At 61.4% G+C, this 16,317-nt stretch carries 14 protein-coding genes and 1 pseudogene; 7 read left to right on the forward strand and 8 right to left on the reverse strand.

The features are described 5' to 3' along the window. Positions 1-450 precede the first annotated feature (450 nt). The gene (locus HUI96_RS05875) at positions 451-1,386 is read left to right on the forward strand and encodes a hypothetical protein (RefSeq protein WP_188253727.1); all 936 of its coding nucleotides are present in this window, start codon (positions 451-453) and stop codon (positions 1,384-1,386) included. 1 nt (position 1,387) lies between these two features. Continuing rightward, positions 1,388-1,873 (forward strand): hypothetical protein, encoded by a 486-nt coding sequence (locus HUI96_RS05880; protein ID WP_188253728.1) that lies wholly within the window; start codon positions 1,388-1,390, stop codon positions 1,871-1,873. Positions 1,874-1,908: 35 nt separating this feature from the next. Here HUI96_RS05880 and HUI96_RS05885 read toward each other — a convergent pair whose 3' ends face one another. From HUI96_RS05885 to HUI96_RS30235, 4 genes and pseudogenes are all read right to left on the reverse strand, one after another. Continuing rightward, positions 1,909-2,898 carry an IS1595 family transposase gene (locus HUI96_RS05885; protein ID WP_188253729.1) on the reverse strand — a complete coding sequence of 330 codons (990 nt, stop codon included), beginning with the start codon at positions 2,896-2,898 and terminating at the stop codon, positions 1,909-1,911. A gap of 74 nt (positions 2,899-2,972) precedes the next feature. Beyond that, positions 2,973-3,614, reverse strand: a complete 642-nt coding sequence (locus HUI96_RS05890; RefSeq protein WP_188253730.1) for a hypothetical protein — start codon at positions 3,612-3,614, stop codon at positions 2,973-2,975. 132 nt (positions 3,615-3,746) lie between these two features. Beyond that, positions 3,747-4,043 carry a hypothetical protein gene (locus tag HUI96_RS05895; RefSeq protein ID WP_188253731.1) on the reverse strand — a complete coding sequence of 99 codons (297 nt, stop codon included), beginning with the start codon at positions 4,041-4,043 and terminating at the stop codon, positions 3,747-3,749. A 254-nt stretch (positions 4,044-4,297) separates the two neighbouring features. Beyond that, positions 4,298-4,519: pseudogene (locus HUI96_RS30235) on the reverse strand (transposase); the annotation flags it as partial. 235 nt (positions 4,520-4,754) lie between these two features. On the opposite strand from HUI96_RS30235, the gene HUI96_RS05900 reads away from it, so the two are divergent. Next, complete coding sequence (locus HUI96_RS05900; RefSeq protein ID WP_188253732.1) at positions 4,755-6,764, forward strand: putative bifunctional diguanylate cyclase/phosphodiesterase; 2,010 nt, start codon at positions 4,755-4,757, stop codon at positions 6,762-6,764. 3 nt (positions 6,765-6,767) lie between these two features. Here HUI96_RS05900 and HUI96_RS05905 read toward each other — a convergent pair whose 3' ends face one another. The 3 genes from HUI96_RS05905 to HUI96_RS05915 form a co-directional block, all read right to left on the reverse strand. Beyond that, positions 6,768-7,784, reverse strand: coding sequence for an ABC transporter permease (locus HUI96_RS05905; protein WP_188253733.1), 1,017 nt, complete (start codon positions 7,782-7,784; stop codon positions 6,768-6,770). Positions 7,785-7,836: 52 nt separating this feature from the next. Further along, the gene (locus tag HUI96_RS05910) at positions 7,837-9,303 is read right to left on the reverse strand and encodes a sugar ABC transporter ATP-binding protein (protein ID WP_188254152.1); all 1,467 of its coding nucleotides are present in this window, start codon (positions 9,301-9,303) and stop codon (positions 7,837-7,839) included. 93 nt (positions 9,304-9,396) lie between these two features. Then, positions 9,397-10,437, reverse strand: a complete 1,041-nt coding sequence (locus HUI96_RS05915) for a sugar ABC transporter substrate-binding protein (protein ID WP_188253734.1) — start codon at positions 10,435-10,437, stop codon at positions 9,397-9,399. A 449-nt stretch (positions 10,438-10,886) separates the two neighbouring features. On the opposite strand from HUI96_RS05915, the gene HUI96_RS05920 reads away from it, so the two are divergent. The 4 genes from HUI96_RS05920 (at position 10,887) to HUI96_RS05935 (ending at position 15,743) form a co-directional block, all read left to right on the forward strand. After that, positions 10,887-13,049 (forward strand): PBP1A family penicillin-binding protein, encoded by a 2,163-nt coding sequence (locus HUI96_RS05920; protein ID WP_188253735.1) that lies wholly within the window; start codon positions 10,887-10,889, stop codon positions 13,047-13,049. 147 nt (positions 13,050-13,196) lie between these two features. After that, entirely contained in the window at positions 13,197-13,778 is a 582-nt protein-coding gene (locus HUI96_RS05925) for a DUF1214 domain-containing protein (protein ID WP_188253736.1), read from the forward strand. Beyond that, the gene (locus HUI96_RS05930) at positions 13,759-14,343 is read left to right on the forward strand and encodes a DUF1254 domain-containing protein (protein ID WP_237683988.1); all 585 of its coding nucleotides are present in this window, start codon (positions 13,759-13,761) and stop codon (positions 14,341-14,343) included. Before HUI96_RS05925 ends, HUI96_RS05930 begins: the two co-directional genes overlap by 20 nt. Before the next feature lie 392 nt (positions 14,344-14,735). Beyond that, positions 14,736-15,743: a DUF2336 domain-containing protein gene (locus HUI96_RS05935; RefSeq protein ID WP_210320063.1), complete on the forward strand. Its 1,008-nt coding sequence runs from the start codon at positions 14,736-14,738 to the stop codon at positions 15,741-15,743. Here HUI96_RS05935 and HUI96_RS05940 read toward each other — a convergent pair. Further along, positions 15,730-16,074 carry a DUF1491 family protein gene (locus HUI96_RS05940; RefSeq protein WP_188253738.1) on the reverse strand — a complete coding sequence of 115 codons (345 nt, stop codon included), beginning with the start codon at positions 16,072-16,074 and terminating at the stop codon, positions 15,730-15,732. The two genes, HUI96_RS05935 and HUI96_RS05940, sit on opposite strands and share 14 nt — an antisense overlap. Positions 16,075-16,317: the final 243 nt, after the last annotated feature.

Raw genomic sequence — 16,317 nt, forward strand, 5'->3', positions numbered from 1 at the left:
GGCGCTCACCGTCGCCCTACAATAAGGGGGTCAAAATTGGACGCCGATCAGGGGTCAGTTTTGCGCGCCGATTGACATCGCGGCCATCCTTTCCTGAAAAGACCGTGACGTAGAGGCGAAGGAGGTTTACCTCTACAACCGACCATGAGGCGATGGCTTCCATAGCAAGGGCGGCCAACTCGGGGCGCTGCAACAGGATGCCGGGGCTAGTGTGCGAGAACTCGAAGGTTGCGGTTCGTGAGACTCGGGATAAAGGTTGAGGCAATGCCGGACACCGTGAAAGAAGCAGATGAAAAGCGGTTCAACGAGACGCTGAAGCGGATGTTGAAGAGTCCGCCGCAGCCGCACGAGACAGTAAAGCACAAGACGAAACCTACAGTGCCACCAACACAGCCATTGTCCAAGAAAGAGTGAGCGTGATATCCCTTCTCCAGCAGGGGGAGGGGTGCAATGGCCAAGACTCGGCTAAAGACTGTCGTTTATAGGCGTGCGGTTTGGGTTGACGGACATGACCCAAAAAAGACTCTGGAATACTATCTGCGTGTAGCCCACAGAAAGCTTCCCAAGATCGGCAATCGGAAGTTTGTTCGCTCAGACGGTCAGATAATCAAGGGCAACAAGCCGAAGGACAACCCTGGCGGCGGGCTGCTCCTACATCTGGTCGCGGGGACTCCTGGGGATCATGCGAGCACTGTCCCTGCCGGTGATGACGACCTTGAAGAATTCGAGGTTGGGATAACTCCAGCGCCGGCCAAAAAAGACTACATGGACGGCGACGTATTTGCGCTGGTGCGAAACGACCACGTCTTCCTGTGTTCTACCGTGCTGAGGGATGCGTCGTTTTCTACCTATTGCCGCGAGTTGTTTAAAAGGGCGGGTATCAACGACGGCGCTGACAAGTTCGAGCTTCAAAACGTTGGCAACGTCGACAAGGTCAAGCTCATCAAGGCTCAAGGTGTAAAGGCGGTCGAAATGCGCGCAACGCTTTATGAGGCCAGCACCAGTTACATTGGGCGCAAGGACGATGCAGCGGGGGCTGTAGGCGCGGCGTTTAAGCATTTGAAGGCGCTGTTTGGCGGTGCCGTGCCTGTGGATTTGGAGAATGTAAGCGTCTCTCTATCGCTATCGTTCGATACCAGAAAAAAAGATGGCCGGATTTCCGGTGATAAACTGATGCGCAAACTCGCCAATGACGTAGTTGATGACGAGGAGGACGACTACGTTATTGTCACCGGGAACAACCAGCGAATAAGTCAAAAGGAAGTCTTTGTTCGCCAGAAGGTAACAATTGATCGCCACGGAAAATCCGTGTTGCGCGATAGTGCATGGGAATCCCTCCGTAAATTCGAGAGTGATCTGAAAAAATCCGGCATGATGGCGCAATGATATGCGAGCGCTCTATATTGCGTTCTCGTTCTTATGCGGGTGTTTTGTCTCGATATACTGGGGGGAGTATGTCGTTGGCAATGAGGCCGCTATCGGCATCTTTGTAACCGTCTACACGGTTCTAGCGGGCTTTCTTGTTGCGGTAATTGCTATTCTGGGAGACCCATCTCTTCTGCCATCCGGCTCTTGGCGATCAGCCGAAGGCCACCGGCAGGAGATAGAGGACAGGTTGATACGGCATACTTGGCTATTTGTTCTTTACCTCGTGACCATTGGAGTGATTTTTGTCGGCGCCCTTCTGAGCAAGGCGCCGGAAGATGTCGTATCAAGCTGCGTTAAGGCTATCATCGCACATATTCATTTAGGGCTTGGTGTCGCCGCATTCATATTGACCTTGGGAATGCCGAAGATGCTTATGGATATTCAACGAAAACGTGTAGACGCTGAGATAGATCGCAGGCGTGCCGAAGCGGGTATCAAGGACTAATCTTTCGTTTTCGAAGAAGCCTTCGCGCCTTCTGCTTAGGCGTGACCGGCTTCACCAGTCCGCCGATAGGTTAGGCGCTTACCTTCGATCATGGCGAGCAACTGGTCGTGACGCTCAGCGTCATTGACGCCAAGTGCCATGCGGCGGTTGTAGCGGAAATCGAATTCAGCAAGGTAACGGTGAAGATGGGCCTCACCGCAATGCTGATACACGCCGACCATGCCGCGCTTGAAAACCGAGAACACGTTCTCAATCGTGTTGGTGTGGACGACGATCTCGCCGTCGCGGCGAGCGTATTCCTTCGCAGAGTGTTTCACGGTGTCGTGCTTGGCGTACTCCTTGCCAGTCTCGACATAGAGGCGGGACTCGTCGGTGTAGAGGGTCGTATCGCGGGTCACGTTGCGGACCAGCACTTCGCGCACGGTGGAGGCCGTGGCGTTCTGTAGGTGGAACATGCGGGCCTTGCCGCCGCGCTCCACGAGGCCAACCACGATACGCTTCTCAGCGCCACCGGCCTTGCCCGACTTGGTGGGCTTCCAGTTCTTGCGAGCGCGCGGGCGGGCATATTCGCGGGGCGTCTCGCGCTTGCCGATGTAGGTTTCGTCGGCCTCAACGGTTTTACCTTCGCCACCGATCGGGCCGGACGACTTTACGTCTTCCTTCATGGCCTCGCGAATGCGATGCGTCATGAACCAAGCGGTCTTGTAGGTGACGCCCAACATGCGGTGCAGCTGGTGCGAGGACAGGCCCTTCTTGGAAGAGGCGAGCAGGAAGGTAGCCAGCAGCCACTTGTTGAGCGGGATCTTGGAGCGCTCGAAAACAGTCCCGACCGTCACAGTGAACTGTTCGCGGCATTCCATGCAGTTGTAGAGGCCAGGACGATGCGCCTTGCCCTTCATGGCAGTGATGCGGTCGGCCTGAGCGTTACCGCAATGCGGGCAGTTCGGACCATGCGGCCAACGCTGAGCCTCAAGGTGCTTACGGGCCTCGTCAGCGTCGGTGAAGATCGGATGATCAAGCTTCATGGGTCTGCCCTCTCGATAGCTTGACCCTACGGAATGGGACTTGCTTTGTCAAGTATATAATTAGGATTATTTTCCTAATTATATACTTTACGTACCAGGAAAATAGTCCTATGATTCGCGATGACAGGCCGGCAGAGAACGCGCTTGCGGAAGAGGTCTTCTCTGCTGGGAATAGAGAGGTTTATGACTCTTGCCCTAGTAATGTTTTTGAGCGGTCGGGTTCTAGCTTCCGCCACTAATGCATCGTGGGCGGCGATTCCCCTTCTGTTGTTCTCTTCAATCATTTTGGAAAGGAGGAACTTCCAGAAGCGGATGTCCCCTTCCGACATCGACGCAAGGCGCATGGAAACCGTGAAAGCGGCATCGATCTGGTCGCCTCGTACCGCTACGCCAACCTTGAACTGTTCAAGCGGACTGACTGAATGGGCGGCAAATTTGTCCGCGTTCGCCATCAATACGTCGTGGAACTCGGCTGCATTTTCATGCAGACCCTCGATATCGCCTCGCACCATTCTTGTCCGAGCGCCGTGAGTAAAGCACCTTCGATATGCAATGAGGCTTGAAGTGAATACGGCGGACCCAATGATGTCGTCGTCGGTTTCTAGCAGGATATCGAGATAGGAGACGACGCGTTGTAGATCATGAAGGATGCCAGACAGGTCGGCCATATCTCTGGCCAGTTGAGACCGGTATTCGTAAAGGACCACGCTCTGCATGCCGGAAGACCCCAAAGACAAAGACCAGGAAAATGGCGACGGGATGCTTCGCCGGCCTGCTGAACACCCATCCCGATCCGAAGACCGGAAAGGGAGAGAAGAAGCGGAAGAATACCAAGAGGGATGATGAACCTAGTTCAGGATAATAGGATCACCGCGGCGGCGGCCAGCACCACCCTTCCGGATCTCCTCAAGGGTCTTCTCAACAAGCTCCTCCCCGCCGCCCGTATAGAGAGCTGCCATGAAGGCGATGGTATTCGCTGCCGGGCCCGCGAATTCCCACTTGCATTCGGAGAACGTGTTACTTTTCAAAGCGGGCGGCATAAGCCCTGAAAAGAGCAAGGTGCATCTTTCAAAGGCGCAGCCCTCGAATGTACCGCCGTCCAAGTTTACAAGCGTGTCCTTGAACTTCTTATTGAATGCGAGCATGTCAAAGTTCCTGTCTGTGGTGCCACAGGAGGACTTGGCGTGAATCGCGATACGCGGGACAGGGTCGTGATCACAAAGAAGCCCGCCAACGGCTTGTTTCAGCAAAAGGCGACCGGCTGAACCATAGTCGCTTTTACCTTTTCACGATCCGTTCCTTTCGAGCAAGATTCATTGCGCATTAATCCCCGGTTGAATTAGAATTTGTGCTTCTCTTCTTGTGTCTCGTAACAAGTCGTAGCGCATTCTGCTTAGGCCTAACCGTCTTCATTAGCCAATCTATAAATCAAACGTTTGTCACGCGCGCCGCGAAGAAGATTTTCCGCGCTCCGTATCTTCAATGCCAAGGGCAGAGCGGCGGTTGTACCTGAAATCGAACTCGCAAGGTGGCGGTGAAGATGGGCTTCACCGCAGTGCCGTTAAACACCGATCATGCCGCGCTTGTACACTGAGCAGACGTCCTCGATCGTGTTTGTGTGAACGAGGTGTTCGCCTTTCCTGGCGTGCGTCTCAGCCGCCCCCAATACCCTGACTTTTCCGCTTAAACTTAAGCAGCCCGCAACCTTTGCCGGATAGTGGCCTCGCATTCTGGAATGCCGGCCAGGCGGCAGCGGTATGCCGACGGCTGCAGCCGGCTTGGTCGCGGTCCATACCGTCTCCTTCCAGCAAAAACACGAACGGAGTCCGGCCCAAAGCCGCGACCGGAGTATCTGCATGCGGGTCGTCTCGTGCATCGTCACCCTCCACAATTTGTGGCTCGTGGCCCTGGCGGCGGTGGTCTGCATCGGCGGAGCCTGGGTCGGCTTCGGGCTCTTCCGGCGGGCCCGGGAGCGGCGGGAGGTGCAGAAGGCGGGCTGGATCTTCCTCGCCGCAGTCGCTGCTGGCGCGGCGGTCTGGTGCACGCATTTCATCGCCATGCTCGCCTACGAGAGCGGCGCGCCCGTCACCTATGACCCGATCCTGACCATGGTGTCGCTGCTGGTGGCGATCGCCGGCATGGGGCTCGCCTTCTGGACCGCGCTTGAACCCGGCAGGGCTTCCGTCGTGCTCGGCGGTGGCATCCTCGGCGTTTCGGTCTCGGCCATGCACTACACCGGGATGATGGCCTATCATGTCGACGGCCTCATCTCCTGGGATGCCCCCTACGTGGTCGCTTCGGTGCTGATCGCGGCCGGCGCCGGCGTCGCTGCCATGCTCGCCTCTCTCGCCGACCGCAAGCTGCTGGCGCACGCCTGCTTCGTCCTCGCGGTCGTCGGACTTCATTTCACCGGCATGACCGCCGTTTCCGTCACGCCCTTCGCGACCGGCGCGGAGATTGCCGATCCGCAGGTCATCGCGGCTATGGCGGTGGCGGTGGCCGGCGTTGCCATCATCGTCATCGGCACGGGTGTGGCCAGCTACATGATCGACTCGGATGTCTCCGAGAAGAACCTCGATGCGCTCCGCCAGATGGCGCTGAACGATCCGCTGACCGGACTGCCCAACCGCACCAGTTTCAGCAACTATCTCGGCCATGAGCTGGAGCGGGCGCGAGCCGGCGGCACTAAGGTTGCCGTCATTGGCATCGATCTCGACAAGTTCAAGGAGATCAACGACCTGCGTGGCCACGAGGCGGGCGATCAGGCGCTGCAGATCATCGCCGGCCGCCTCGCCGCCCTCCTGCGCGACGGTGAGTTCGTCGCCCGCATCGGCGGCGACGAGTTCGCCGCGGTGAAGCGCTTCGACGAACAGCGCGAGTTGCACGACTTCGTCGCGCGCCTGGAGCGTGAGCTTTTCGCGGTGATGCGGATCGACGACTTCGACGTCGTCCCCGGCGCCAGCATCGGTATCTCGGTCTATCCCCAGGACGGCGGCACTGCGGCAAGGCTAATCGGCAACGCCGACCTTGCCATGTACCGGGCCAAAGCGGACGTGGCGCGTGCGGTCTGCTTCTATGAGGCAGATATGGACGAACTCGCCCGCGCCCGGCGCGATCTGGGGCTTGATCTGCGCCGCGCCATCGACCGGGGAGAACTGCAACTGCACTATCAGGTACAGACGACCGTCAGCAGCCGCGAGGTGGTCGGCTACGAAGTGCTCCTCAGGTGGAAGCATCACCGCCTCGGCTATGTCTCGCCGGCCGAGTTCATCCCGCTGGCGGAGGAGACCGGAACGATCCTTACCATCGGCGAATGGGTGCTGCGTGAGGCTTGCAAGGAAGCGGCATCATGGCCGCAGCCTGACAAGATCGCCGTCAATCTTTCACCGGTCCAGCTCGCCCATTGCGACCTGCCGCGTCTCGTCCACCAGATCCTTGTGGAGACGGGACTGCCCGCCTCACGGCTGGAGCTGGAGATCACCGAGTCGTCGATCATCCAGGACAAGGTGCGCTCGCTTCATGCCCTTCGGCAGATCCGCGCGCTCGGCGTGACCATCGCCATCGACGACTTCGGCACCGGCTATTCGTCGCTGGACACCCTGCGCTCATTCCCCTTCGACAGGATCAAGCTCGACCGCTCGTTCATGAGCGAGGTGGAGCAGAGCGCCCAGGCCCGCGCCATCATCCGGGCCGTCCTTGCGCTCGGCAAGAGCCTCGACATCAGTGTGCTCGCCGAGGGCGTCGAGACCGAGGGCCAACTGAAGCTGCTGCAGTCGGAAGGCTGCGACGAGGCGCAGGGCTATCATCTGGGCCGGCCGGAGCCCCGCCGCAGTTCTCCCCAGGCGGACGCGGCAGCCGCCGCGTGACGCCTACTCCCGCGCGCTTTCCCTCAGCTTCTGCGCATAGACGTTAATCACCAGCGCCGCGAGCAGGATCAGCCCGCGGATCAGGATTTTTAGGAAACTGTCGATCTGGATGTGGTCGAGGCCGTTGTTGAGCACGCCCAGTACCAGCAGGCCGATGATGGTGTTGCCGATACCGCCGCGCCCGCCGAACAGGCTGGTGCCGCCCACCACCACCGCCGCGATCGCGTCGAGCAGGAAAGTGTCGAACTGGTTCTGCTGGGCCGAGCCGAAATAGGCGACGCCCAGCATCCCGGCGATGCCCGAGCACATGGCGCAGATGATCATCACCGCGGCGATGATCATCTTGACGTTGACACCGGAATATTCGGCCGCCTCGCGGTTGCCGCCGACCATGTACACGTAGCGGCCGAAGCGCGTGTAGGTGAGCACGACATGCGCCACCAGCATGAAAGCCAAGCAGACCACGATGGTCCACTTAATCCCGAAGATCGTGCCGGAGCCCAGCGTGGTGATGATCTCGGGGTAGTTGTAGGCGATCTGTCCGCGCACCAGCATGGCCGAGATGCCGTTGGCGATCTGCATCATCGCTAGCGTCATGATGAACGACGGGATGCCGATCGCGGTCACGCCGAAGGCGGTGACGAGCCCGATGCTGAAGCAGGCGGCGAGCGTCAGGATGATCGCGATCCAGCCCTGCACCGGCATGTTGGCGATGTTCACATAATCCGGCTGGACCGTGAAATAGGCGACCAGGATGCCGATGGCGTTGGCGACCGCCGCCACCGACAGGTCGATCTCTGCCGTCAGGATGACGAAGGTCAGGCCGACCGCGATGATGCCGGTGATCGAGGCCTGCGACAGGATGTTCATCAGATTGTCGAACGTCCGAAAACTTTCGGCCTGCGTCGAGAAGAAGATCACCAGCACGATCAGGGTGAAGACCGGCGCGATGTTGCGCATCTGCTCGGCCATGAAGCGGCCGAAGGTGAAAGGCCGGGCCGTTTCGGTGGTGACGCTCATGTTAGCTGGTCCAATGGTCAGATGGGATTGTGAACGAGCTGGCAAGAGAACATTACGCAGCCGCCAGAAGGTCGCCCTTGTCGAGATGGCCGTGGGCGAATTCGCGCGCGACCACGCCGCGTTTCAGCACCGTGACCCGGTCCGCCAACGTCAGGATCGTCTCCGGCTCGGTCGACAGCACCAGCACGGCCACCCCGCGGTCGCGCAACGACTTGACGATGCGGATGACGTCTTCCTTGGCGCCGACATCCATGCCGCGCGTCGGCTCCGACAGGATCAGCACCTTCGGCAGTTCCGTCAGCCATTTTGCCAGCGCCACCTTCTGTTGGTTGCCGCCCGACAGGCTGCCCAAAGCGATGCCCGGCAGCGGCGGACGGATCTGCAGGTCCTTGATATGGCGCTGCGTGATATCCCGCTCACGGCCGGGGCGCAGGAAGAGGCGGTCGATCTTGTCGAGGATCGCGATCGAGACGTTCTTGTATACCGGCTCGGTGCGGAACAGCATCATGCGCCGGTTCTCCGGCACATAGGCGATCCCCGACCGGCGCGCGCTTGCCGTGGAGCGGAACGAGACCGGTCTGCCGTCCAGCCGGATCTCGCCTTCCGTTAGTCGGCCCTTGCCGAAGAGGGCGCGTGCAAGCTCCACCTGGCCGCACCCCATGAACCCGTAGACGCCGGTGATCTCGCCGCGGCGCAGGTCGATGGAGATATCCTGGATCATCGAGCCGTCGCTCAGGCTGCGAGCGGAGAGCACCACAAGCCGGTTGTCGTCGCCGGAGAGCTCGGTGCTCTCGCCCATGTGCATCTCGGCGGTACCGCGCCCGATCATGTGGGCAATGACACTGTCCTTGGTGAGCGCTGCCGTCTCTTCGGTGATGACCTTGCGACCGTTGCGGAACACCGTGATGCGGTCGGAAATCTCCAGCACGTCGTCGAGGAAATGCGAGATGAAGACGATGGTGCGCCCCTGGGCGCGCAGTCGGCGCAGCGCCTCGAACAGCCGCGCTACTTCGGGCGGCGAAAGCGCCGAGGTCGGCTCGTCGAGGATGATGATCCTGGCACCGGAAAACAGCACGCGGGAAAGCTCGATCAGTTGCTGGATGCCGACCGGCAGGCTGCCCATGCGCGCGGAGGGGTCTATGTCGAGGCCGAGGCTGGCGAGTTGCCGCTTCGCCTCGCGCTTCATCCGGCCCCAGTCCACCACGCCGCCGGCCATCAGCGGCTGGACGCCCAGGAACACGTTCTCGGCGACGCTGAGGTCCGGCACGATCGACAGTTCCTGGTGAACCATGCCGATGCCGGCGGCGAGCGCGTCGGCGGGCGAGCGCAGTTGCACGGGCTGTCCGGCAACGCGCATCTCGCCCTCGAACCCGTGATAGACGCCGGCAATGATCTTCATCATCGTCGACTTGCCCGCACCGTTCTCGCCGACGAGGCCGTGCACCTCGCCCTCGGCAAGATCGAAGTCGACCTCCCGCAGCGCTTGGACGCCGCCGAAGGTCTTGGACACCCTGACCATTTCCAGGATGGGCGCCGCGCGGGCACCATTGGGAGCCGGGGGCGAAGCGTCCCCGGCAATCAGGTCGACATTGTCAGCCAAGGGATCGGCCGATCACATCAGGAAGTTCTTCTGCAGCCAGAGATTGCCCGGTGCGGTATCGGCCGTGATCACCGGCCCATCCGCCCAGATGTAGTTCGGGATTTCCTTGCCGCTCTTCTCGCCGCCGACCACGGCCGCGACGCCGGCGGCCACCGCCCAGCCGTGGATACGGCTGGAAGGATTGCGCACCGTGGCGACCATGGTGCCGTCGAGGACGGCATTCACCGCCGGCGGCATTGCGTCGACGCCGCCGATGACGATGCCGGTGCGGCCCTTGGCCTTCATCACGTTATGGGCAGCGAGCGCCATGTCGTCATTGTGGAAGAAGGCGCCCGCGATGTCCGGATATTTCGTCAGCAGCGATTCCCAGATGCGGGCGACCTTGGTCACGTCCCAGTCGGCCGGCTGCTCGTCAAGCACCTTGACGTCCGGATAATTGGCGACGACTTCCTTGAAGCCCTTGGCGCGTCCTTGAGCGCCGGTGTGGCCGAGTGCGCCCTGGGTCATGATGACGTTGCCCTTGCCGCCGATCTTCTTCATGATTTCGGTGGTCACCACCGATCCCATGAAGATGTTGTCCGGTGCGATGAAGGTGTGCAGCGCCAGTTGGCCCTCCGGCGCCATCATCGTGTCCATGGCGATCACCGGCGTGCCGGCATCGATCACCTTCTTGATCGGGTCGTTGAGCGTGCCGATGCCGAAGGTCTGGAGCGCAACGAAGTCCCACTTCTGGGTGGCGAGATTGTCGACTGCCGCGCGCTGCTTGGTGGCCGAGAGCTCACCGTCGAACCAGGTGATCTCGACATTCATCAGCTTGCCCCAGGCTTCGGCCGCCTGTTTGCCCTGCGCGCACCATGTCGCCTGCAGTCCGGCATTGCCCATCGCAGCCTTCAGCGGCTTTCCGGAAGGTTTCAACTCCTGCGCGATAGCAGGATCGAAGCCAGCGGAGCCAATGAGTGCGCCGGCGAGAGCGGTGGCGCCAATTGCTTTGAAGATGTCGCGGCGTGTTTTGGATTCCTCGATAAGATCTTCTAGCACTGAAGTACCTCCCATTGTCCGGCAACTGCCGGCCTATGCCTATCGCCCGCGCCGGATCAATTCGCCCTCCTGAGAACTCCTCCTACTCATGAGGTATTTCTGCGCGTTTCGAAAAATTGGTCCGAAAACACCGAAAGGTCAACAAGCTACACGGTGTCGATCAACTGTATTTTACGGCGGTGAGACACGGCTGGCTGTCGGATGGACTCGGCTGCGAATGAGGATAGCTTGCCTAAGATCAATACGGCCGTGGCGGCAACATGACCTGGCGCTTACGGAACCCCGAATGGCAGATTGCCGTTCAGTAACGGCAGCGTGACCTGCGCTCGCATCAACTGGATCCCGGCTGTGACAAGCGTGCGATTGTGAACCTGGTATAAATGGGCAATGTGCTTGAGTGAGTTCCACCTAGAATTCGCCCGCATGCGCGAAGAATTTAGCTGCGTGATCGACCGGAAACCCGCGTGACAGACAATCCGTTCAGCCGAAAGAAGCCAAAGGCGCCGAAGGGCGGCATCCTGCTCGCCATCGACGCCTGGATCGACTCCACCTTCTATGAGGCGGGCTTCAGGCTGGGAGAAGCGTGGGAGAACATCACGATCTTCTTCCGACGCTTTCGTGTGAAAGGCTGGCAACGTGTCGGCGCCGAGCTTCTCGGAGAAGGGTTGACGCTCGGCGCCGCCGGGTCTGTCGTCATGCTTGCGCTCGCGCAACCTTCCATGAACGCGACGGCCGGCGACTGGAAGAGCCAGGACGATTTCGCCGTCGCCTTCACCGACCGACAGGGCAACGAGATCGGGCGCCGCGGCATCATCCAGCGCGACTCCGTTCCGGTCGACCAGATGCCCGACCACCTCATCAAGGCAGTGCTGGCGACCGAGGACCGGCGCTTCTTCGAGCATTACGGCATCGACTTCTTCGGACTGATCCGCGCCATGGCCGAGAACGTGCGCGCCAACTCGGTCGTCCAGGGCGGCTCCAGCCTCACCCAGCAACTCGCCAAGAACCTGTTTCTGTCCAACGAGCGCACCTTGGAGCGCAAGATCAAGGAAGCGTTCCTGTCGGTGTGGCTGGAATTCAATCTCTCCAAGAAGGAGATCCTCCAGCTTTATCTCGACCGCGCCTATATGGGCGGGGGCACGTTCGGCGTCGCCGCCGCGGCCGACTTCTATTTCGGCAAGGAGGTCAAAGATCTCGACCTGGCCGAGTCCGCCATGCTCGCCGGGCTCTTCAAGGCCCCCGCCAAATATGCGCCTCACGTGAACCTGCCGGCAGCGCGAGCGCGCGCCAACATCGTGCTCAACAACCTGGTCGAAAGCGGCTTCATGAGCGAGGGCCAGGTCCTCGTGGCGCGCCTGCACCCGGCCGACGTCGTTGACCGCGGCAAGAGCAAGAGCCCGGATTACTTCCTCGACTATGCCTTTGAGGAAGCCAAGCGCCTGGCCGAGAAGTCGGGTGTGCGCTCAATGGTGGCGCGTACGACGATCGATATGGACATCCAGCGGGCCGCCGAGGAGTCGCTGGAATTCAATCTGCGTCAGTACGGAAAGGAATACCGCGCCAGCGAAGGTGCCATCGTGGTGCTCGACACCAATGGGGCAGTGCGGGCGATCGTCGGCGGCCGTGACTATGGCGAGAGCCAGTTCAACCGTGCGACCCGCGCGGCACGGCAGACCGGGTCTTCCTTCAAGCCCTACGTCTACGCCACGGCCATGGAGCATGGCTTCAAGCCGAACTCCGTCATCTCCGACGGGCCGATCAGTTGGGGCGGCTGGGAGCCGAAGAACTACGGCCGCAACTATTCCGGTAAGACGACGCTCGCGATGGCGCTCATCAAATCCATCAACACCGTGCCGGTCAGGCTCGCCAAGGACCATCTCTCGATACCGCCGATCAAGGCGATGGCCGAGGCCATGGGGGTCGAGACGCCGCTCAACGGCCACAAGACGATGGTGCTCGGCACGTCCGGCATGACAGTGATGGACCAGGCGACCGGCTATAATGCCTTCGCCAATGGCGGCTTTGCCGGCACGCGCCATTCGATCCTTCAGATCCTCACCCATTCTGGCGAGGTCATCTACGATCACGACCGCGATGCGCCGAAGCCCCACCGGGTCCTTTCCGAACAGGCCGCCGCCTCGATGAACTCGATCCTCGTGCAGATTCCGGAGATCGGAACGGCGCGGCGCGCCGCCCTGCCTGGCATCCGCTCGGCCGGCAAGACCGGCACGACCCAGTCCTATCGGGACGCCTGGTATGTTGGCTTCACCGGCAACTACACCGCCGCCGTCTGGCTCGGCAATGACGACTACTCGCCCACGAACGAGATGACGGGAGGTTCTCTCCCGGCCATGGTGTGGCAGCGCCTGATGGCCTATGCCCATCGCAACGTGGACCTGAAGCCGATCCCCGGCATCGAGCACCCGTTCGTGGATCCGAAGGTCTTGGCGAAGGCCGCAGAGGCCGAGAAGAAGCAACAGGAGGCGCAGCCTGCCGCGTTCGAACCCGATCGTCCCGCCCCCCTCTCGCCTGCGACAACTCGATTCCTGCGCGGCCTCGCGCTGGAATTCAGCCAGGCTCCCGCCATTGCCGAGCCAGTCGGCCAGGAAAAGCTCTCTGCCCTCTGATCCTGCTTTTCGCTACGCGCCTCCGCTGCCTCCGGCCCGTTTCGCGAAGGCGCCGTCCAGCACGCTTCTCTTGTCACAGCGTCGGCCTTGTCGCGCGGGCCTCGGCAAGCTAGGCCGAAGCTCTCCCAGAAACTCAGGGCCAATACGGTGAGAACTGCGCTGCTTGCCCTTGTTGCACTTTCCGTCGCCATCGGCGGCGGCGCAGCCAGCGTCTGGTATGCGCTGCAGGCGCAGGAGGGGATCGGCGCCGTCACGATCGGCCGCTGGACCACCTACCCGGAACTCGGCACTCCGGACGCCAATCCCTATCTGCGGGCGCGAGTGGCCCGTGACGGGCTGCTGGCGCTCGGGCGCACCGAGGGTCTCTCTTTCGTCTCGGAACGCGATACGCGCGGCCGACTCATCCAGCGCCGATGCCGCTACACGATCAGAGGGACTCTCCCTCCAGCAAGGTTGTGGACGGTGCACGCCGCCGATACCGGCATGGCTCCGATCTCCTCCGCCGGCCGCCTCGGGAATTCGTTGAACTCCCAGAACGTGCTCTACGATGACGCCAACTCGGTTGCGATCGCGGTAGGCAGGAACCCGGCCCCGGGCAATTGGCTGCCGGTTTCTGGTGACGGACGGATGCTTCTGGTGCTGACCCTCTACGACACGCCCCTTTCCGGTGCCGGAGGAATGAACGGCGTGCGGCTGCCCGAGATCATCAATGACGGCTGCGATGCGTAGTCAGTTGAAGAAGCGCAGTCTCTGGAAGGGCCTGGCCTACGCCCTTCTGCTCGGGCTCGTGGGCGCCGGCATCGTCCACATCGTCATCCTGCTGCTCATTCCCTCGTTCTCGGAGCGGAATGCCTGGGGCCGACTGGCCGATGTCGCAGATCTCGAGACGATGGTTCGGATCGACACTAGCGCCGCGGGGCCGCCTCTGATCAGCGGGACCGATCCGGCGTTCCTCTCCGCTGCCTGCCGCTTCGATCTCTCTGACGGCATCCTGCATGTCCAGGCGCCTGGCCATGTGCCGTTCTGGTCGGCCTCCGTTTATGACCGCGGCGGCTCCAACCTGTTCAGCCTCACCGACAGGTCGGGACCTGCGGGCCTCCTCGACGTTGTGGTGCTCACACCCGAACAGATGATTGACGTGCGCGCAGACCTTCCGCAGGAGTTCAGCCAGTCCGTCTTCCTGGAACTGCCCATGTCGGAGGGCATCATCGTCGTACGCGCTTTCGCGCCCGACGCCAGTTGGCGGCCCGCACTGGAGGACTTCTTCCGTCGTTCATCGTGCAAGCTCGTTTGAGACTGGCCCTCCGTCGATCGCCTCAACGTCTCGCAGGCGACTGCACCGAGCATCGGTGCCGACTCGCCCGCCCCATCTTCGCTGGAGGCATAACGCTCGTATCTCACGCCCGGAAAGATGATCACGGTGGCGGAAAGCCCGTGCTGCCGCAGCGGCTCGTTCTCGCTCGCTTTATGCGGACGGAAAGCCAGTATGTTGCCCATGCCCTTGCCCTCTGCAAACCGGAGCAAATCACGCAACGCCTCCGGACACGATATCGCCACCAGAGAGTTAACGGGTCGCTAACAAATCGCCGCTAGTTTTAGTGTTGCCTGACCGCCCTAGTTGGCTCCCGGTCAGTTGCGAGTGCGTGAGCGTTTCTTGTGTCGGCAGCTGATTTCCGGAACATTGTGGTGAGGAACGACGCCAGCAGGCCGGAACGCCTCTTTCGAGCAGCGGTTTCGGCATTTTGTTCGATCACCCGGCCGACGCGCCGGGAAGTCGCGCAGCTCGAGGATTTGACGCTTCCGCTGCTCGATTTCGTTTCGATCGATGCCCGCCGATATGTCGCCGCGGCGCTCTCCGAGTGCCGCATTGCTCCGGCAGGCCTGATCTCTAGGCTGGCCGACGACCGGATCGACATCGCCGCACCGCTGCTATTGCGCTCGCCTTTGCTCCACGACGTCGAGTTGATTGCCCTGATCGGCCGTCATGGTATTTCCCACGCCCGAGCGATCGCCCGCCGTCCCGGCTTGAACCCGACCATCGCCCAGTTGATCCGGGCGCTCGAGGCGTCCGCCGATGCCCAGAAGAGCTTGTCGATGCGAATACCCGCTGCTCCGGTGCCACAGGCCGAGCCTGCCTCCGAACTCGCCCCAGCGGCTCAACTCAGCCAGCCGGTGGAGAGCGGCACCGCTGCGGATGAGGTGCGCGACCGGCTTAGGGAGATGATGATCCCGGCCGCCGCCCAGTTGCGCGACCCGCGAACCATGCTGCCGGACGACCGAAATGTCTTCTCCAAGCTGAGGGATACGGCCCTAACCGGCAACAATGGCTTCTTCACCACTGCGCTTGCAGATGCGCTGGGGATGAACCTCGAATCCGTCAGGCCTATCACCGCCGCGACCGGCTACTCCTTGTTGCTTTCGGCGTTGCGGTCGCTGGAGCTTCCCGAGGAACAGGCGTTCCTCATTGCGGCCGCTGTTTTTCCGTCACAGTTCCCCCACTCGGAATCGATCCGGATCTTCCTCGGCCGCTATCGCGCGCTCGACCTCGACATTGCCAGGGAACGGGTCCGCTCCTGGAAGCTGGAAATGGTCGCGAGTTGGATCAATCGAAACGCAGGCGGGGCGCGCAAGGCGTCGCTGGTGGCGGAAAACTCGGACAGCGCCAAGCGCCCTGCCCTCGTCAGGGCTTCGTGATAGCCAGCAGTTCCTCGATCCGATCCGGGTCTGCCTCGATCTCGACCACCCAGATATCAGGGTCGAAGCGACGTTCCTTGTCCAGCCGCGCGGCGACCTGAACCTCTTCGCCTCTCAGGATTTCCGCAAAGAAGCGGTCATCCGGCCGCGCGCTGTCATAGCTCGTCTGGGCAGCCGGACCGTAGAGGATGGTCTCGCCCGTACGCAGACGGCAGGTCACGAAGATCGCGCCCGCCTCGGTGGCGCCCCGATTGAGGATCGCACCGTAGCCGCCGGCGGAGAACAGGCGCCGAAGCAGCGCCGATACGAACAGATCAGACGTTACGCGCATTGGCGTGACCGGGAAGAGAACATCCTTTCGGCAAACCACGGCCACCGCGGCAAAGCAAGCGGTCAGTCGCTCTGCGCTCCTTCACCGCCCCTCTGCGCTGGCGCGAGCCGCCAACATAAGCGATTAGTGCGAACTGAAATGAAGTTCGTCATTCCCGACCTCGTGAGCGAGCGTGGCGAGTGGAGAGTGTCGGGAATCCAGGCCTCGGACTCGAAACCGCAAGGCCGAGGTAGAATCTAGCTA

This window comes from Pseudaminobacter soli (ex Zhang et al. 2022) (assembly GCF_014595955.1).
Lineage (GTDB): Bacteria > Pseudomonadota > Alphaproteobacteria > Rhizobiales > Rhizobiaceae > Kumtagia > Kumtagia pseudosoli.